The 17,342-nt window shown below is 64.1% G+C and carries 15 protein-coding genes and 1 riboswitch; of the genes, 9 read left to right on the top strand and 6 right to left on the bottom strand.

Annotated features, from left to right (window positions below; genetic code table 11):
* The first annotated feature begins 181 nt into the window (after positions 1 to 181).
* Positions 182 to 505 (top strand): DUF1476 domain-containing protein, encoded by a 324-nt coding sequence (locus BcanWU425_RS15000; protein ID WP_018455521.1) that lies wholly within the window; start codon positions 182 to 184, stop codon positions 503 to 505.
* Positions 506 to 560: 55 nt separating this feature from the next.
* Here BcanWU425_RS15000 and cynS read toward each other — a convergent pair whose 3' ends face one another.
* Positions 561 to 1,049, bottom strand: a complete 489-nt coding sequence (gene cynS, locus BcanWU425_RS14995; RefSeq protein ID WP_018455520.1) for a cyanase — start codon at positions 1,047 to 1,049, stop codon at positions 561 to 563.
* 138 nt (positions 1,050 to 1,187) lie between these two features.
* Entirely contained in the window at positions 1,188 to 2,732 is a 1,545-nt protein-coding gene (locus BcanWU425_RS14990) for an alpha/beta fold hydrolase (RefSeq protein ID WP_231190571.1), read from the bottom strand.
* A gap of 149 nt (positions 2,733 to 2,881) precedes the next feature.
* On the opposite strand from BcanWU425_RS14990, the gene mddA reads away from it, so the two are divergent.
* The 4 genes from mddA to BcanWU425_RS14970 all read left to right on the top strand — a co-directional run bounded on the left by mddA (position 2,882) and on the right by BcanWU425_RS14970 (position 6,135).
* Positions 2,882 to 3,685 carry a methanethiol S-methyltransferase gene (mddA, locus tag BcanWU425_RS14985; RefSeq protein WP_085358897.1) on the top strand — a complete coding sequence of 268 codons (804 nt, stop codon included), beginning with the start codon at positions 2,882 to 2,884 and terminating at the stop codon, positions 3,683 to 3,685.
* 65 nt (positions 3,686 to 3,750) lie between these two features.
* Positions 3,751 to 4,383 carry a helix-turn-helix transcriptional regulator gene (locus BcanWU425_RS14980; RefSeq protein ID WP_231190569.1) on the top strand — a complete coding sequence of 211 codons (633 nt, stop codon included), beginning with the start codon at positions 3,751 to 3,753 and terminating at the stop codon, positions 4,381 to 4,383.
* Positions 4,380 to 5,357, top strand: a complete 978-nt coding sequence (locus BcanWU425_RS14975; protein ID WP_085358900.1) for an NADPH:quinone oxidoreductase family protein — start codon at positions 4,380 to 4,382, stop codon at positions 5,355 to 5,357. Before BcanWU425_RS14980 ends, BcanWU425_RS14975 begins: the two co-directional genes overlap by 4 nt.
* A gap of 28 nt (positions 5,358 to 5,385) precedes the next feature.
* Positions 5,386 to 6,135 carry a PaaI family thioesterase gene (locus tag BcanWU425_RS14970; protein WP_018455515.1) on the top strand — a complete coding sequence of 250 codons (750 nt, stop codon included), beginning with the start codon at positions 5,386 to 5,388 and terminating at the stop codon, positions 6,133 to 6,135.
* Between the two features lie 99 nt (positions 6,136 to 6,234).
* On the opposite strand, the gene BcanWU425_RS14965 is transcribed toward BcanWU425_RS14970, so the two are convergent.
* A complete protein-coding gene (locus BcanWU425_RS14965) occupies positions 6,235 to 7,917 on the bottom strand; it encodes a tetratricopeptide repeat protein (protein ID WP_204511660.1) in 1,683 nt (560 codons plus the stop codon).
* Between the two features lie 99 nt (positions 7,918 to 8,016).
* Positions 8,017 to 9,216, bottom strand: a complete 1,200-nt coding sequence (locus BcanWU425_RS14960) for a TrmJ/YjtD family RNA methyltransferase (RefSeq protein ID WP_204511661.1) — start codon at positions 9,214 to 9,216, stop codon at positions 8,017 to 8,019.
* Positions 9,217 to 9,574: 358 nt separating this feature from the next.
* Between BcanWU425_RS14960 and BcanWU425_RS14955 the strand changes: the two genes are divergently transcribed.
* On the top strand, positions 9,575 to 10,789 hold the full coding sequence (locus tag BcanWU425_RS14955; protein ID WP_018456365.1) for an NADP-dependent isocitrate dehydrogenase: 1,215 nt from the start codon (positions 9,575 to 9,577) through the stop codon (positions 10,787 to 10,789).
* Between the two features lie 98 nt (positions 10,790 to 10,887).
* Positions 10,888 to 11,382, top strand: a complete 495-nt coding sequence (locus BcanWU425_RS14950; RefSeq protein WP_018456366.1) for a DUF3455 domain-containing protein — start codon at positions 10,888 to 10,890, stop codon at positions 11,380 to 11,382.
* Positions 11,383 to 11,386: 4 nt separating this feature from the next.
* Here BcanWU425_RS14950 and BcanWU425_RS14945 read toward each other — a convergent pair whose 3' ends face one another.
* Together BcanWU425_RS14945 and alaS are read right to left on the bottom strand one after the other, a co-directional pair.
* Positions 11,387 to 12,613, bottom strand: a complete 1,227-nt coding sequence (locus BcanWU425_RS14945; protein WP_085349372.1) for a cyclic nucleotide-gated ion channel — start codon at positions 12,611 to 12,613, stop codon at positions 11,387 to 11,389.
* A gap of 4 nt (positions 12,614 to 12,617) precedes the next feature.
* Entirely contained in the window at positions 12,618 to 15,311 is a 2,694-nt protein-coding gene (alaS, locus tag BcanWU425_RS14940) for an alanine--tRNA ligase (protein ID WP_026233155.1), read from the bottom strand.
* 222 nt (positions 15,312 to 15,533) lie between these two features.
* A riboswitch (glycine riboswitch) is annotated at positions 15,534 to 15,623 on the top strand.
* 159 nt (positions 15,624 to 15,782) lie between these two features.
* Here alaS and gcvT point away from each other — a divergent pair.
* Positions 15,783 to 16,931 carry a glycine cleavage system aminomethyltransferase GcvT gene (gene gcvT / locus BcanWU425_RS14935; RefSeq protein WP_204511662.1) on the top strand — a complete coding sequence of 383 codons (1,149 nt, stop codon included), beginning with the start codon at positions 15,783 to 15,785 and terminating at the stop codon, positions 16,929 to 16,931.
* An 11-nt stretch (positions 16,932 to 16,942) separates the two neighbouring features.
* Entirely contained in the window at positions 16,943 to 17,311 is a 369-nt protein-coding gene (gene gcvH / locus BcanWU425_RS14930) for a glycine cleavage system protein GcvH (RefSeq protein WP_204511663.1), read from the top strand.
* Positions 17,312 to 17,342: the final 31 nt, after the last annotated feature.

The following is a 17,342-nucleotide window of genomic DNA, read 5'->3' as shown; positions in this document are numbered from 1 at the left end:
CAACCTATCCGATTGGCTGTCCCAGCACAATCGATCCGGCCGTCCGGCATCAAACTTATACCGCCTTGCCTGCGGCTTAACGGCTCGTTGTTTTGCCGATTCCTGCCCCCTATCTAGGCATGCACCGGGGCTCTCGCAACGAGGGCCAGCCGGGTCCAGTCAGCAGGGAATTGGAAAAGGCATGAGCACGTTGGACAAGCGCGAGGAAGGCTTCGAGAAGAAGTTTGCCCTCGACGAGGAGCAGAAATTCAAGGCGGAAGCCCGCCGCAACCGGCTGCTCGGGCTGTGGGCGGCCGAAAAGCTCGGCATCACGGGTGATGCCGCCACGGCCTATGCCAAGGAGGTGGTCGCGGCCGATTTCGAGGAAGCCGGTGACGCCGACGTCCTGCGCAAGGTCATGGCCGATTTCGCCGCCAAGAACGTGGCCGTCACCGAACAGGCAATTCGCGCCAAGATGAACGAGCTGATCGCGGTGGCGGCGGCCGAGGTGAAGGCCGGGAAATAAGGCGAAGCATCATTCCGGGGCCACGTCTGCGACGCGCCCCCGGAATGCCAACCAGCTATCCCTCCTTGAACCCATATTCCGGCACGTTGCCGCTGGCGCCGTAATATTTGTACGGCAGGAATTTGCCGCTCATCGTGAACTTGACGCGGTCGCCCTTCGGATTCGCCACGCGCTCGATCGCCATGTCGAAGTCGATCGCCGACATGATGCCGTCGCCGAACTCCTCCTCGATCAGCGCCTTCCAGGCCGGGCCGTTGACCATCACCATCTCGTAGAAGCGGTAGATCAGCGGGTCGGTCGGCGGCATCGGCGTGCCGGTGCCGCGCATCGGCACCTCGTTCAGCATGGCGGTCTCCGCCTTCGACAGGCCGAACAGTTCGCCGGCGTTGGCCGCCTGCGGCTTCGTCAGTTTCATCTGGCCGAGGATCGCGCCTGTTATCAGCACCTCGGAATAGCCGCCGATCTTCTCGCAGATATATTTCCAGCTCCAGCCCTTCTCGCGCTTGATGTCGAGCAGCTTCTCGGTGAGGTCTTCGCGTTTCATGTCAGGGTCTCCTTGGCTAAGACTATGTCGCGCCGGCTCATTTCCTCGAGGCAGCGGATAGACGCGACACTTTTTTGTGCCACTTTGGCAGGCACGAAACGTGCCAATGACCGGGGCTACGGATTTACGTGCCTCGCCTCATCGCCTCGGCAATGCTTCCGTAAATCCCCTGATCGCATCGAGCACCGGCTGCTGATCGCCCGCGAAGAACCAGTGATCGTTGCCGTCGAGCTCGACGAATTGCGCACCTTTGATCCGGCTCGCCACATCGCGGCCGGCCGCGATCCGTACGGCCTTGTCGTCCCGACGATGCAACACCAATGTCGGCATGGCAATTTGCGGCAAAAGCTGCCGCACGTCGGCGTCGCGAAACGCCTCGAGCACGGCCGAGATGCCGCCGGGACTGGAGGCCGCGCGCAATAGCCCCGCCCACCATGCGCGGGCCTGGGGATCGCCGGCAAGGCTGGGTGCGAAGGTCTCAATCCCCACCGGACCTCCCCATTGCGCGATGAGGTGCTTGCTCCAGGCGTCGTACTGGCTGGCGCGCAACGCGTGCGGATAGTCCTGCGACCAGCAGCCCTTGGCCAATGCACCGAACAGGATGAGTCCGGCCACGAGACGCGGCTCGTCGACGGCGAATTTGATGCAGGCCGGCCCGCACTCGGATGCGCCGAACAGCACAACGCGGCGCGCATCCGCGGCGCGCAGCACGGTGCCGATATCCTCCGCGGTGACGTCGATATCAGGCGCCGACCCAACCCGGTCGGACAACCCGATCCCGCGACGATCGAACACGATCAGACGCCCCAGCTTCGTCAGTGAGGCCAGAAAGGTTCGGCTCGCCGGATGCTCCCAGGCGCGTTCCACATGCGATACGAAGCCGGGCATGACCAGGATGTCGAGCGGACCGCTGCCATAGGTCTGATACGCCAGATGCACACCGGCGCCCTTGACGTAGCGCGTCGCTGGTACAGAGTGTGCCGCCGCAGGACTCATCAACGCCGCGGTCTCGGCTTCCGGCGTAACACCAAGCTCGTCACGCAGCCGCCGCGTCAGTGCCGCATGGTGCCGCTCTGCCGCGCTGCGGTCGCCCGCCAGCAGCAGGCTGCGGATCAGATGCCGGCCATAGACCTCGCTCAAAGGATCGAGCTCGGCCAGACGGGTCGCATGCGCGGTCGCGGCGAAGTAGTCTCCGGCAGCGGTCTTGTCCTGCACCAGACGCTCCAGCGCGTGCATCAGCCGTCCCCGCAGCGCCTCGCGGCGGAAGAACGCCCAGTCGTCGAATTCCGGACAGCCCTCCGGCGAGAAGCCTGCGAGGAAATCTCCCCGATAAGTCTGGCAGGCTTCGTCAAAGTCACCGCGATCGCAGGCGCTCTCGAAAAAATGTGCATCGACCTGCAGCGCGACTGCCGGAGACCATCGCAGACTGGTGCGGTCGGTCTCGAACACCTGCTGACCGAGCGTCAGCTCGATTCGGTGAAGCAGCCGCCGCAACCGCGCAAGGCCGGTCTCGCGGTCAGTTTCAGGCCACAGCAGCGTCGCCACGATTTCGCGGGCCACAGCGCCCTTGGCCTCCGCGAGATAGATCAGCAGCGCGAGGCCCTTGCGCAAGGCCAACTTGATCGGGCGGCCGTCGGCGTGGACCTCAGGGAACCCGAATGTCCCCAGCGAGAAAGCCGTCATGAAAGTCCTCCCTCCCCTTGCGGCGCCCCCCGGGGGACGCACAGGGGACGGTCCGGCAATAGCAGTCGGGGCAGATCGAGCCTGCTCGCGGGCGAGCAATTCAGGCTCCTGAATGCGGCACGGCTGCATCAGGCACAATAGGAAAAAACATGATCTCGCGCCTCCTGATCCTGCTCTACGCCATCGTGAGCTACGTCATCTTCACGGTCTCATTTCTCTATGCGCTCGGTTTCGTCGGCAATTATGTCGTGCCCAAATCGATAGATATGTCGATCGATAAGTCGATCGATGTCGGCAGCCCGACGGACCTGAGCGTGGCCGTCGTCGTCAACCTGCTGCTGATGAGCCTGTTTGCGATCCAGCACAGCGTGATGGCGCGGCCGGCCTTCAAACGATGGTCGGCCAAATTCCTCCCCGCGGCCTGCCAGCGCAGCACCTATGTGCTGCTTTCCAGCCTGATCCTGCTGTTGCTGTTCTGGCAGTGGCGTCCGATCCCGACGCCGGTCTGGCAAACGAGCGGAATAGCGGCCTGGTTGCTGATCGGCGTGCATTGGCTCGGCTGGCTGATCGCGTTCGCCTCCACCCACATGATCGATCATTTCGATCTGTTCGGCCTCCGCCAGGCCTTCGTCGCGTTCCGCGGGAGCGAGATACCAGGTCAATCGTTCAGAACACCGCTGCTCTACAAGATCGTGCGGCACCCAATCATGCTGGGTTTCCTGCTCGCGTTCTGGGCTACGCCCGAGATGACCGCCGGCCATCTGCTGTTCGCGCTCGCGAACACGGCCTACATCCTGATCGCCCTGCAGTTCGAGGAGCGCGATCTGATCGCCGAGTTCGGCATGACCTATCAGCAATATCGCCATCGCGTTCCGATGCTGGTGCCGCGTCTCTTCACGCGCCGCCCGGCGGACGAGCGCCAGCCGCCTCGCTCCGCTGGTGCACCCCGATGAGCGCAGTGCCATGCCGCGCATTTGCGGTCGAGCGGGGGCCCGTTCAGGTGGCAGCAAACGCCGCCGTGTTCGCTGATACCCTCGATGGGCTCGACGCCAGCCTATTTCTCGTCGACACAGACGGACGTCTGATTCACGCCAATACCGCCGGGCAGGCCATGCTCGATGCGAGCGACGTCCTCCTCGAGCTCCGTGGGGTTCTGATGGCCTGCGATAGCACGGTCAGCCAGACGTTGCGGCAAGTCTTCGCGGCAGCGGGACGCGGCGACCAGGCGCATGGCATCAACGGACTTGCGATCTCGATGATCGGGCTGGACGGAGAACGCCACGTCGCCCATGTCCTGTCGCTCACATCGGGCATGCGCCGCAATGCGTCTGCCGCCTGCAGCGCGGTTGCCGCACTGTTCGTCCGCAAGGCGGCGCTGACAATATTGCCTCGTTCGGAAGCTCTCCGTAACGCGTTCAAACTGACGCCAGCCGAACTGCGTGTGATGCTCGCGATCGTCGAACTCGGCGGCGTTCCCGAAGTGGCGGCGGCACTCGGCGTCGCCAATACGACGATCAAGACGCATGTCCGGCGCCTGTTTGAAAAGACCGGTGCAGCGCGACAGGCAGATTTCGTCAAGCTTGTCGCGGGATATGCGACGCCGTTACGCAAACCTGCCGAATGCAGACAATCCGTTGGAGCGACACGATGAGAGCAATTCTATGCAGCTCATTCACCGGACCCGGCGATTTGCGCCTTAGTGAAATCGACGAGCCGAAGCCGTCCGGCGACGAGATTCTGATCGCCGTCCATGCGGCCTCGGTCAGTTTCATGGACCAATTGGTGGTCTCGGGTCTCTATCAGATGCGGCCGCCGACGCCCTTCGTGCCCGGCACGGAAGCATCCGGTGTCGTCGTCGCGGTCGGCGACAAGGTCACGGGATTCGCGCCTGGCGACCGCGTGGCGTGCAGCGCCTGGACCGGCGGCTACGCCGAACGGATGATAGCGAAGGAATCGAAAACCGTGCGACTGCCGGATGGCGTCGCATTCGAAGCCGCGGCGACGGTGCTGCACAATTACGGCACGGCCTATTATGCGCTGGTCGAGCGGGCCCGGGCGCAGCGCGACGAAACGCTGTTCGTCACCGGTGCGGCCGGCGGAGTTGGCCTTGCCGCGGTCGACCTTGGCCGCCACCTGGGCCTGCGCGTCGTCGCCGGTATCGGCTCCGATGACAAGGCGAACCTGGTGCGCGCCTACGGTGCCAGCGAGGTCATCAACTATCGCACAGAGAATCTGCGCGACCGGATCAAGGCGATCACCGGTGGCGAAGGGATCGACATCGGCTTCGACAATGTCGGCGGCGCGATATTCGAGCAGATGGCCCGGTCGATGAAATGGGGCGGACGGCTGATGCCGATCGGCTTCACCAGCGGCGAAATTCCACAGCTCCCGATGAACCTTCCGCTGCTGAAGAACTATTCCATCCTCGGCGTCTTCGTCGGCGCCTGGGCGGAGAAATTCTCAGCTGATGCCGCGCGTATGAACGCCACGCTGATGCAATTGCTGGCCGAGGGAAAAATCCGTCCGCACATCGATCGCGTCCTTCGTTTGGAGGAGGCCGGAGAAGCCATGCGCGCCGTGGCCAACCGAACGGTTCAGGGGCGAATTGTCCTTAAGATCAGGTAAGGTGAGCCGGAAAGAGAGAACAAAACCGATGACACAGATCATCATCGACAAACGCTTTTGCGGTCCTCCGAACTCCGGCAACGGCGGCTATGTCTGCGGCCGGCTCGCCCGCCACATTCCCGGCGCCGCGGAGATAACGCTGCGCGCGCCGCCGCCGCTGGACACTCCGCTCGATGCGGTCGCAACCGACGACGGCACATGGGAGCTTCGCGACGGCAACAAGATCGTCGCGACCGGGCAGCCGGCAAGCGTGGAGCTTTCGCGCCTGGAGACAGCCAGCTTCGAGGACGCCTGCGCCGCCGAATTGCTGACGCCGGTCAAGCCGCACGAGCATCCATTGCCGACATGTTTCGTGTGCGGTCCGGCAAGGGCGAAAGGCGACGGCTTGCGCATTTTTGCCGGCTCGCTCCGTGGTCACAACGCCGTTCTCGCGGCGAGCTGGACGCCGGATCAGAATCTCGCCGCCGACGACGGCCTCGTCGCGCCGGAATTCCTCTGGTCGGCGCTCGACTGCCCCACCGGTTTTGCCTGCAATTGCGATCCACAGAGCGGCGGCTTCGACAAGGCACCGCTGCTGCTGGGGCGAATGTCAGCACGGATCGAAGCCCGCCCGCGCCCGGGAGAACGCTGCATCATCACGGCCTGGCCCATCGGCCGCGACGGCCGCAAACGCGCGGCCGAAGCTGCGCTTCACGATGAAGCCGGGAGATTGCTGGCGGTGGCGCGAGCGACATGGATTGCGGTCCAGCGCGAAGTGCAGCTCGGACGTCCTTCGTAAGGTGGCCGAAGGCGCGCAGCGCCATGCCCAGCACTTCCGTCTCGGTACGTGAGATGGTGGCACGCTTCGCTTTGCCCGCCTTAGGAAGCCTGATCGAGGTCAGCGGCTCGCTCGCAGCGAAAGGAGCTCAACGTCGGCCGCCTGCTTCTCGATGAAGGTCTTCGGGCAATCGGCCGCCGCCTGATCCAACAGCCTAAGCGCCTCTTCCTTGGAGCCGCCCTTCAGTGCGCGCTCGGCAATATAGAAATTTGCCTCGCAGAACTGCCACTTTCTCTTCATCGGGTCGGCGTCGTCCGCCGCGCTGAGCACTTGCTCCGGCGTCGTCTTGCCGAGAAAGAGATTGACGATCGGCGCGGGCCATTTCGTCGCGTCCAGCTGCTTCGCAGCCTCGCTCAGCCGGCTCTGTTGGTCGCTGCGCTTTGCAACGATTTCGCGCCATAAAACCGGATAGGCATCCTTTGGATTGAGCTGGATTGACTGATCGAGGTCAGCCAACGATTTTGCAAAAGAAGCGCTCTGCCAATAGACCCTTGCACGATGAAAGTAGGCGCGCGCATCCCTGGCATCGAGTTGTACAAGTTGATCGTAGTCCGCAAGCGAGCGGTCGAAGTCTCCTTTGGCCCTGTACGCGTTGCCGCGAGACGATATTGCATCCTTGTCCTTGGGATTTAGGCGAATCGCCTCATCGTAATCTGCGATAGCGCGGTCAAGATCGCCTTTCGCGTAGTAGGCTACCCCACGAGCGCGGAGCACAGGGCCGTCCCCTGAAGCGAGTGCAATTGATTCACCCGCGACGGACGTGGAAATGGGGTCACCGTCCTGACCTTGAATCCGCGTCTGCCGACCACCCGAGATCCCTTGATCCTGATGTAGCAGCCGGATCACCTGGTCGTAATCGGCGATGGCGCGATCATAGTCGCCCTTTTGAGCATAGACGACACCGCGGCAGCCGTAGGCAGTCCGGCTTTGTGGATTCAGCTCGATGACCCGGTCGTAGTCGGCGATAGCGCGGTCGAGTTCGCCCAGCTGAGAGAAGGACTCGGCTCGGAAGTAGTAGAAATTCTCCTTCGTTGGCCTGATCGGCGTGGTTTGATCGAGTTCGGCCAATGCACGTTCTCTATTGCCCTTGGCGAAGTAAACCCGACCCCGGCACAGTTGGCCGCCGCCGGTTTGGGGGCTGATCTCGACCGCTCGATCACAGTCGGCCATGGCCCGATCCGGATCCCCTTTGCGAATGTAAGCAAGGCCTCGCTCGACATACGCTATGACATTGTCCGGATGGATCAGGAGAGCCTGATCATAGTCGGCGATGGCGCGGACGAAGTCTCGTCTCGCCGAATAGACGTGAGCACGTCCGATATATGCGTAGGTACTCTTCGGATCGAGCTCGATTGCCTTGGCGTAATCTGACAGCGCGGCCTCGGGCTGTCGCTTTTGAATAAACGCAGACGCCCTCGCGATACGGGCGTTCAGATTGCCCGGATCGCGCTCGATGATCTGATTGTAGTCCGCGATCGCAAAGTCGATCTCGCCCTTCTGGCGGTAGAACATGGCGCGGCGGAAATGCGCCATGATCACAGCTGGCTGCATACCGGTCGCTGCCTCGATCATGGCGGTGCAGCCCGCAATGCGGTCATCGACACTGAAATTGCCGGCCGCGTTGCACTTGGCGCTCAAGGCCATTTCCGCACGAGCGCCCGATATTTCGAGCAAGGTCGCCAATGCCAACGCGCTTACGCCTGCTGCCGCACAAACGGGCGCGCGGCCTGTCATTCCGAACATGCAGTCCCCAACTCAATTCCCCGGGACGACATTAGCAACCGGTCATGCTCTTGCACAGCCCTCGGTTGCGGCGCTCGCAAACCGGCGGCGTGCCCAAAGTTATGTTGTTTCCGCCATCAGCCCCTGCAACCGTACCAGCTCCGCCTCGAGATCCCGCTCCACGTCCGCAGCCCGCATCTCGATCACGCGATAATCGCGCGCCTCGAGCCACGCCCGCCGCGACGCGCGATCCGCGACGATCGTCTCATTCTCGCCCGTGTTCACCAGTTCGATCGCGATCCGGTGCGGGAACGAGACGAAGTCCGGGATATGCCGCCCCACAGGAGTCTGGCGCTTGAACTGGCCTGCGAAGCGGCGGTCGCGTGTGAGGGCCTGCCAAAGCAGCCGCTCGGCATCGGTTGGGTTGCGGCGGAGCAGACGGGCGAGGCCGCGCACGGTGGAGCCGCTGTCGGGGACGCCGCCGCCCTGACCGTGCTCGGCCAAAAGCGCACGCAGCCGCGTTGCCTGCTCGCCGTCGAGCACGCCGCCTTTGGCCGGGCCCTTGCGCCCTTCCGCGATCGCCATCACCACCCCATGGAGGGTGTGCATGTCCTGTTTGGTCGGCTCCATCCGGGTGAAGATGTTGCGCAGGTTCACCAGCATGGTGTCGCGCTTCTCGGCCGGGCGCAGAAATTCGACCCGGTCGAGTTCGCGGATCAAATTGTCGAAGAAGGCCTGCATCTGGTGCTGCGAGGCGCGCTCAGAGCGCTCCGGCATGGCGTGCGGCAGCTCGCCGGAGGTCGCCCGCTTGAACCATTCGTAGCCGACCAGCAGCACCGCTTGGGCGAGGTTGAGCGAGGCAAAGCCCGGATTGACCGGGAAGGTAATGATGCGGTTGGCGAGCCCGACCTCCTCATTGGTCAGGCCCCAGCGCTCCCGGCCGAACAGGATACCGGCCTTGCCGCCGGCGGCGACGTGCCCGGAAATCTCGCTAGCTGCGGCTTCCGGCCCCACCACCGGCTTGGCTTGGTCGTGAGGCCGCGCCGTGGTGGCGAACAGCAGGTCGAGGTCGGCGACAGCCTCACCGACCGTGTCGAACAATTCGACCTTGTCCAGAATATGGTCGGCGCCGGCGGCGGCGCGCTGGGCGGAGACGTTCGGCCAGCCGTCGCGAGGGTTGACGATGCGCAAGGCGCCAAGCGCAAAATTGCCCATGGCGCGCGCGGCCATGCCGATGTTTTCGCCAAGCTGCGGCTCGACCAGGATCACGATGGGACCGTCGAGGGAAAGGCCCGCTTTGCTCTTGTCAGTCCCGGACATCTCGCTTCGCTTTCACACTGGTTCTCAAGGTCTTGGACAGGCGCTCTTCATGAACTGATTCAAGGCCGGTCCTGACCTGGTCTCGACCTGCTCTCGGGCCGGCTGCCCGTTCGCCTGTCGTTTGCCTGTCCTGACAAAATTCTCAAGGGAAATAACGGGTTGGATTCGACTTTTGAATCTTGCCTGAACCCTCTGCCCGGCCCCCGCGGCAGGGCTCCTCCCGCCCCCCATCTGCGGAGGCTGGATGAGCTAAAAGTGCATAATCCCTTGGCTTTCGCCCGCTGCTATCAGGTGCTAAGAGGCGGCGGATATTCCCGTGGCGCGCCACAAGCGCCGTTCCCAAGAGGCTTCCCCGATCATGGCAAAAATCAAGGTGTCCAACCCCGTCGTCGAACTCGATGGCGACGAGATGACCCGGATCATCTGGCAGTACATCAAGGACAAGCTGATCAACCCGTTCCTGGATGTCGAGCTGCAATATTTCGACCTGGGAATGGAGTACCGCGACCACACCAACGATCAGGTCACGATCGACGCCGCCGAGGCGATCAAGAAGGTTGGCGTGGGCGTCAAGTGCGCCACCATCACCCCGGACGAAGCGCGGGTGAAGGAGTTCAACCTCAAGCAGATGTGGAAGTCGCCGAACGGCACCATCCGCAACATCCTCGGCGGCGTGATCTTCCGCGAGCCGATCATCTGCAAGAACGTGCCGCGCCTGGTTCCTGGCTGGACCAAGCCGATCATCATCGGCCGCCACGCCTATGGCGACCAGTATCGCGCCACCGACATCAAGTTCCCGGGCAAGGGTACGCTGACGATGAAGTTCGTCGGCGAGGACGGCACCGTCATCGAGAAGGAAGTGTTCAAGACCCCGGGCGCCGGCGTCGCGATGCAGATGTACAACCTCGACGATTCCATCATCGACTTCGCCCGCGCATCGTTGAATTACGGCCTGCTGCGTAACTACCCGGTCTATCTCTCGACCAAGAACACGATCATGAAGGTCTATGACGGTCGGTTCAAGGACATCTTCCAGGACATCTACGAGCGCGAGTTCAAGAAGGAATTCGACGCCAAGGGCCTGACCTACGAGCACCGCCTGATCGACGACATGGTCGCCTCCGCGCTGAAATGGTCCGGCGGTTATGTCTGGGCCTGCAAGAACTACGACGGCGACGTGCAGTCCGACACGGTGGCGCAGGGCTACGGCTCGCTCGGCCTGATGACCTCGGTTCTCCTCACCCCCGACGGCAAGACGGTGGAAGCCGAAGCCGCCCACGGCACGGTGACCCGCCACTATCGCGAGCACCAGAAGGGCAAGGAGACCTCGACCAACTCGATCGCGTCGATCTTCGCCTGGACCCGCGGCCTGTCGCACCGCGCCAAGCTCGACAACAATGCCGAGCTCGCCAAGTTCGCCAACACCCTGGAGAAGGTCTGCGTCGACACCGTCGAGGAAGGCTACATGACCAAGGACCTCGCGCTCCTGGTTGGCGCCGACCAGCGCTGGCTCTCGACAACCGGCTTCCTCGACAAGGTCGCCGAGAACCTCGGCAAGGCGCTGGCGGCGTAAGCCGTCCGCATTTCGCCCGACTGGGACGGACATCATCACGGGCCGCGTCGCAAACGCGGCCCGTTCGCTTATTTGGACCTTTGCGCGGAGATGCGACCATGTCGATCAAGCTTGCCGTCCCCTGCCTGTTGCTGCTCGCTGGACCGGCTGTGGCCGCCGACCCGCTTCCCGACGCCATCGCCGCGCCCGGCGAGAGCATCGTGCTCAGCGTCCACGCCGAGGGCGCGCAGGTCTATGAGTGCAAAGCCGGCAGCGACGGGAAGCTCGCCTGGGCTTTTCGCGAACCCATCGCGACGCTGCTGTCCGAGGGCAAGACGATCGGCCGTCACTATGCCGGACCGAACTGGGAGCATGCCGACGGCAGCGCCGTAGCCGCCAAGGCCGCCGGCAATGCGCCGGGTACCACCGCCGCCGACATTCCCTGGCTGAAGCTGGAAGTGACCGCCCACCGCGGCAGCGGCGTCCTCACGCCCGTTACCACGGTTCAGCGTATCAACACCCATGGCGGCAAGCTCGACGGCGCGTGCGACAAGGCCGGCGACTTCAAGAGCGCGCCCTATTCAGCCGACTACGTCTTCCTGAAGAAGGGCTGAGCGCTTAGCGGTCGGTGCCGTCGCGCTCCGCCTGCGCCAGCTCCGCCACCGCAAGGTCACCGCTGCCCTCCAGTCGCGCCTTTGCGGTCTTGTGGACGTGCGCGGCCAGCGTCGGCATGCGTTCGATCAGGGCGTGAAAGTCCTGGGCGTCGAGCACCAGCAGCCGGGTCTTGCGTGTCGCCGTCACCGTGCCGCTGCGTTTTGTCTTATGCAGCAGCGCGATCTCGCCGAAGAACGTGCCATCCGCGAGCCGCACCTGCTGGTTCGGCAGCGCGATCTCGACCTCGCCGGCGGTGATGAAATACATCGACGAAGCCGCATCGCCCCGCCGCACCAGGATCTCGCCCTGCTCGATCGTGCGCGCCCGCAGCAGCCGCATGATGTCGGCGATCTCGGATGCGCTGAGATGCGAGAACAGCGGCACCCGCGCCAGCATGCCCCAGGTGACCACGAAGTCGCGCCGCTTCACCTCTTCCGCAAAGGCGGTCGAGATGATCGCGACCGGCAGCGCGATCATGGCAAAGCCGCTGATGATGGTGAAGACGGAGATGAACTTTCCGAGCGCCGTCACCGGCACGACGTCGCCGTAACCGACGGTGCCAAGCGTCACGATCGCCCACCACATCGCCTGCGGAATGGTTCCGAGCTTGTCCGGCTGCACGTCGCGCTCGATGGCATAGAGCAGCGAGGCAAACGTCAGCACCGCGCCGATCAGGATGACGATGCAGCCGATCAGCGCCCGCCGCTCCGCGTGCACGGCCGCGAGCAGCGACCGCATCGCCGGCGAGTAGCGCACCAGCTTGAAGAACGGCAGCACGCCGAGCGCTGCCAGCGTCGCATGCCGGCCCGTGGCCAGCACGATCGCGGCCGGCAGGAACGCGAGCAGATCGATGATGCCGAGTGCGGAGAAGACATAGCTGAGCCGGTCGGACAGCGCGGACGCTGCGCGCTGGGTATGGCCCGCCACGGTCCACAGCCGCGCCGCATATTCCAGCGCGAACACGATCACGGACAGGATGGTGATCGCCGAAAACAGCGCGCCGAATTGCGCGTCCAGCTCCGGCACCGAGGCAAGGATCATCGCGGCGACATCGAGCACGATGACGCCGATGATCAGCTGGATGAAGCGCGACCCGACCGAGTAGGCCAGCGGATCATGCTCCAGCAATTCGTAGAGGCGATCCCTCAGATTGGGATCGCGAAGCCCAATTCCTCGCGGAACGGGGCGCACCTGCCTACGCGCCGGCCGATTTTTGTTCAGCCATGGCTTTTTCGATCGCCGTGAGCGCCGCGGCCGCATTGGCGCCATCAGGGCCGCCGGCCTGCGCCATGTCGGGCCGCCCGCCGCCGCCCTTGCCGCCGAGCGCTTCGGAGGCGACCTTCACCAGATTGACTGCATTGAAACGCGAAGTGAGGTCCGCGGTGACGCCGACCACGACGCCGGCCTTGCCATCCTCGGTGACGCCGACGATAGCGACGACGCCGGAGCCGATCTGCTTCTTGCCGTCGTCGGCAAGGCTCTTGAGATCCTTCATCTCGATGCCCTCGACCGCGCGCGCCATCAGCTTGACGTCGCCGACTTCGCGCACACCTGAGGCCGCGCCGTTGCTCGAAGCTGCACCGCCGCCCATCGCCAGCTTCTTGCGGGCGTCGGAGAGTTCGCGCTCGAGCTTCTTGCGCTCCTCCATCAGAGCGGCAATGCGCGCCGGGACGTCGTCGATCGAGGTGCGCAGCTCGTGGGCCGCGGTCTTCGCCAGCGCCATGGTGTCGTTGGCGTGTTTTCGCGCGTAGTTGCCGGTTAAAGCCTCGATGCGGCGCACGCCGGAGGCGACCGCGCTCTCGCCCGTCAGCGTGATCAGCCCGATGTCGCCGGTCCGCCTGACATGCGTGCCGCCGCAAAGTTCGACCGACCAGCCGAGTGCGTTGGCGCCGCGCTCGCGCGCGGTCCGGCCCATCGAGACGACGCGAACCTCGTCGCCATATTTCTCGCCGAACAGGGCGCGTGCGCCGGCCTCACGGGCCTCGTCCACGCCCATGACGCGGGTCGAGACTTCGTCATTCTCCAGCACCACCTCGTTGGCGATGTCCTCGACGCGCGCGAGCTCTTCCGCCGTGATCGGCTTCGGATGCACGAAGTCGAAACGCAGCCGATCCGGCGCGACCATCGAGCCGCGCTGGGCGATGTGGTCGCCGAGCACCTGGCGCAGCGCCTCGTGGATGAGATGGGTCGCCGAATGATGCGCGCGGATCGAAAAACGCCTGCCGTGATCCACTTCGAGCTGCAGCGCGGTGCCGAGCTTCAGCTCGCCGCTCTCCAATGTGCCGACGTGAACGAAGAAATCACCGAGCTTCTTCTGGGTGTCGGTGACGCGGAACTTGATGCCGCCCTCGCCGGTCAATACGCCGGTGTCGCCGACCTGGCCGCCGGACTCCGCGTAGAACGGCGTCTGGTTCAGCACGATCGCGCCCGTCTCGCCGGCCTTGAGGCTCGTGGCTTCCTTGCCGTCCTTGACCAGCGCAGTCACCACGCCTTCAGCGCTCTCGGTCTCGTAACCCAGGAATTCGGTTGCGCCCAGCTTCTCACGCAGCGGGAACCAGATCGCCTCGGAAGCCGCTTCGCCCGACCCCTTCCAGGACTCGCGCGCCTTGGCCTTCTGACGCTCCATCGCGTCGGTGAAGGAAGCCTGGTCGACGCTGATGCCGCGCGACTTCAGCGCGTCCTGCGTCAAATCGAGCGGGAAGCCGTAAGTGTCGTACAGCGTGAAGGCGACGTCGCCGTCGAACATGTCGCCCTTCTTCAAGGACGCGCTCTTCTCGTCGAGAATGGCGAGGCCGCGCGTCAGCGTCTTGCGGAAGCGGGTTTCTTCCAGCCGCAGCGTTTCCTCGATCAAATTTTCCGCGCGCATCAGATCCGGATAGGCCTGGCCCATCTCGCGCACCAGCGCCCAGACCAGGCGATGCATCAGCGGTTCTTGCGCACCGAGCAGCTGCGCATGGCGCATCGCGCGGCGCATGATCCGGCGCAGCACATAGCCGCGGCCCTCGTTCGAGGGCAGCACGCCGTCGGCGACGAGGAAGGCCGACGAACGCAGATGGTCGGCGATGACGCGGAACGAGGCCACGGTCTTCTCGTCCGGTCCGCTTCCGAGCGCCGACGCCGTCGCGTCGATCAAATGACGGAACAGGTCGGTCTCGAACACGCTGTCGACGCCCTGCATGATGCAGGCCATGCGCTCCAGCCCCATGCCGGTGTCGATCGAGGGACGCGGCAGCGCCACGCGCTCCTCCTTCGTCACCTGCTCGTACTGCATGAAGACGAGATTCCAGAATTCGAGGAAGCGATCGCCATCCTCCTCAGGCGAGCCCGGAGGCCCGCCCCAGATGTGCTCGCCGCGATCGATGAAGATCTCCGAGCACGGCCCGCACGGGCCGGTGTCGCCCATCGCCCAGAAATTGTCCGAGGTCGGGATGCGGATGATGCGGTCCTCGGAGAAGCCCGCGATCTTCTTCCACAGCCCGGCCGCCTCGTCGTCGGTGTGGTAGACCGTGACGAGCAGCTTGTCTTTCTTGAGCCCGAACTCCTTCGTGATCAGCGTCCAGGCCAGCTCGATCGCGCGCTCCTTGAAATAGTCGCCGAAGGAGAAGTTGCCGAGCATCTCGAAGAAGGTGAGATGGCGCGCGGTGTAGCCGACATTGTCGAGGTCATTGTGCTTGCCGCCGGCGCGCACGCATTTCTGCGAGGTGGTGGCGCGCTGATAGGGCCGCTTCTCGACGCCGGTGAAGACGTTCTTGAACTGCACCATGCCGGCATTGGTGAACATCAACGTCGGATCGTTGCGCGGCACCAATGGCGAGGACGACACGATCTCGTGGCCGTTCTCGGCAAAGAAATTCAGAAAGGTCGACCTGATCTCGTTGACGCCGCTCATGTTCATCCAATCGGGTGTGCTTGCACCCGCCTTCCAGCCATCCAAACCGCAAGTTTGGGCTGATATCTGCGGGCCAATGCGCTTTTAGACAAGGCCAGCTTGGCTGTCCAGAAACTGTGCAGCCAGATCAAGGCGTTGCCGCAGTCGCGTAATCCGTTGGAAAGCCGCCGATGCCGCGTTGACAGGCTTGGCCGGCCTGTGGTCTTTACCTATCTGTATCGTACGGCCACGTCGGGAGAGACCGGCACTGGTAGCCGGCGCCGAAGGAGCAACCGCCCCGGAAACTCTCAGGCAAAAGGACCGCGTGGCTTTGACAGCATCTGGAAAGAGGCGCCGACGGGCCAAGACCTTTTAAAGGGTAGGTTCGGACAGCGTCCGCCGACGGGATAATACTCTCAGGCACAGCGACAGATGGGGCTTCGACTGGTGTCCACGGGAAATCGTTCCCGGGGAACCGCCGAGGGCCCCCCGATGCTTGCGCGCGACGACAAAGACTCCCTGAAACGCACCCCCCTTTACGACCGGCATGTCTCGCTCGGCGGCAAGATGGTGCCGTTCGCGGGCTATGACATGCCCGTGCAATATCCGGCCGGAGTCCTGAAGGAACACCTTCATACCCGCAACGCAGCCGGCCTGTTCGATGTCTCCCACATGGGCCAGATCGCACTCAGGCCGAAATCCGGCAAGGTCGAGGACGCCGCCCGCGCGCTGGAAGGACTGGTGCCGCAGGATATCTTGGCGATCGCGCCGGGCCGGCAGCGCTACGCCCAGTTCACCAATGCCGAGGGCGGGATTCTGGACGATCTGATGGTCGCCAATTTCGGCGATCACCTCTTCCTGGTCGTCAACGCCGCCTGCAAGGCCGAGGACGAGGCGCATCTGCGCGCGAATCTCTCGGACGACTGCATGATCGATTCGCTTGCCGACCGCGCGCTGATCGCGCTGCAGGGGCCGAAGGCGGAATCGGCGCTGACGAAATTGTGTGCAGAAGCACCCGCCATGAAATTCATGGATTCCGGTCCGCACAAGGTCGCCGGCCTCGACTGCTTCGTCTCGCGCTCCGGCTATACCGGCGAGGACGGCTTCGAGATTTCGGTTCCTGCCGGCGATGCCGAACGGCTCGCCAAGGCCCTGCTGGACAATCCTGACGTCATGCCGATCGGGCTCGGCGCCCGTGACAGCCTGCGGCTCGAGGCCGGGCTTTGTCTTTACGGCCACGACATCGACACCGCGACCACGCCGGTCGAGGCCGCACTGGAATGGTCGGTGCAGAAGAGCCGCCGCACCGGCGGCGCGCGTGCCGGGGGCTTCCCCGGCGCGGCAAAGATTCTCGCCCATTTCGACCATGGCGCATCCCGCCGCCGCGTCGGCCTGCGCACCGAGGGCCGCGCGCCGGTGCGCGAAGGCGCGCTGCTGTTTGCGGATGCGACCTCCGCCGAGCCGATCGGAAAGGTCACCTCGGGCGGTTTCAGCCCGAGCCTGAATGCGCCGGTCGCGATGGGCTATGTGCCCACCGCATCGAGCGCGATCGACACAAAACTCTTCGCCGAGGTGCGCGGCCAACGCCTGGCCGTGCAAATCGCCGCCATGCCCTTCGTGAAAAACACCTACAAACGCTGAGGACCGAGAAAATGACCACGACGCTGTACACCTCCGACCACGAATGGCTCGCGATCGACGGCGATGTCGCCACCGTCGGCATCACCGACTACGCGCAATCGCAGCTTGGCGACGTCGTGTTCGTCGAATTGCCCAAGCTCGGCCGCACGCTGAAGAAGGCCGAATCCGCCGCGGTCGTGGAATCGGTGAAGGCCGCATCGGACGTCTACGCGCCGGTGACGGGCGAAGTGCTCGAGACCAACGCCGCGCTCGCCGCCGAGCCCGCACTGGTGAACTCGGATGCGCAAGGCGCGGCCTGGTTCTTCAAGATCAAGATTGCCGACAAGAGCGAGCTCGGCGGTCTGATGGACGAAGCCGCCTACAAGGCCCACACGGCGTGAGATGATGCGAACTCTGACCTCATATTCGGTG

This window comes from Bradyrhizobium sp. WU425 (assembly GCF_021052305.1).
GTDB lineage: Bacteria > Pseudomonadota > Alphaproteobacteria > Rhizobiales > Xanthobacteraceae > Bradyrhizobium > Bradyrhizobium canariense_D.
The sequence above is the reverse complement of the archived record's forward strand: the minus strand, read 5'-3'. Positions and strand labels throughout refer to the sequence as shown.

What these genes read in the sequence shown, in the direction of transcription:
- BcanWU425_RS14990 (WP_231190571.1), bottom strand. Translation starts at nt 2,732, where the DNA reads ATGACGGCTTTCTCGCTGGGGACATTCGGGTTCCCTGAGGTCCACGCC.
- BcanWU425_RS14955 (WP_018456365.1), top strand. Translation starts at nt 9,575, where the DNA reads ATGGCAAAAATCAAGGTGTCCAACCCCGTCGTCGAACTCGATGGCGAC.
- gcvT (WP_204511662.1), top strand. Translation starts at nt 15,783, where the DNA reads ATGCTTGCGCGCGACGACAAAGACTCCCTGAAACGCACCCCCCTTTAC.
- BcanWU425_RS14970 (WP_018455515.1), top strand. Translation starts at nt 5,386, where the DNA reads ATGACACAGATCATCATCGACAAACGCTTTTGCGGTCCTCCGAACTCC.
- gcvH (WP_204511663.1), top strand. Translation starts at nt 16,943, where the DNA reads ATGACCACGACGCTGTACACCTCCGACCACGAATGGCTCGCGATCGAC.
- mddA (WP_085358897.1), top strand. Translation starts at nt 2,882, where the DNA reads ATGATCTCGCGCCTCCTGATCCTGCTCTACGCCATCGTGAGCTACGTC.
- BcanWU425_RS14950 (WP_018456366.1), top strand. Translation starts at nt 10,888, where the DNA reads ATGTCGATCAAGCTTGCCGTCCCCTGCCTGTTGCTGCTCGCTGGACCG.
- alaS (WP_026233155.1), bottom strand. Translation starts at nt 15,311, where the DNA reads ATGAGCGGCGTCAACGAGATCAGGTCGACCTTTCTGAATTTCTTTGCC.
- BcanWU425_RS14965 (WP_204511660.1), bottom strand. Translation starts at nt 7,917, where the DNA reads ATGTTCGGAATGACAGGCCGCGCGCCCGTTTGTGCGGCAGCAGGCGTA.
- BcanWU425_RS15000 (WP_018455521.1), top strand. Translation starts at nt 182, where the DNA reads ATGAGCACGTTGGACAAGCGCGAGGAAGGCTTCGAGAAGAAGTTTGCC.
- cynS (WP_018455520.1), bottom strand. Translation starts at nt 1,049, where the DNA reads ATGAAACGCGAAGACCTCACCGAGAAGCTGCTCGACATCAAGCGCGAG.
- BcanWU425_RS14975 (WP_085358900.1), top strand. Translation starts at nt 4,380, where the DNA reads ATGAGAGCAATTCTATGCAGCTCATTCACCGGACCCGGCGATTTGCGC.
- BcanWU425_RS14960 (WP_204511661.1), bottom strand. Translation starts at nt 9,216, where the DNA reads ATGTCCGGGACTGACAAGAGCAAAGCGGGCCTTTCCCTCGACGGTCCC.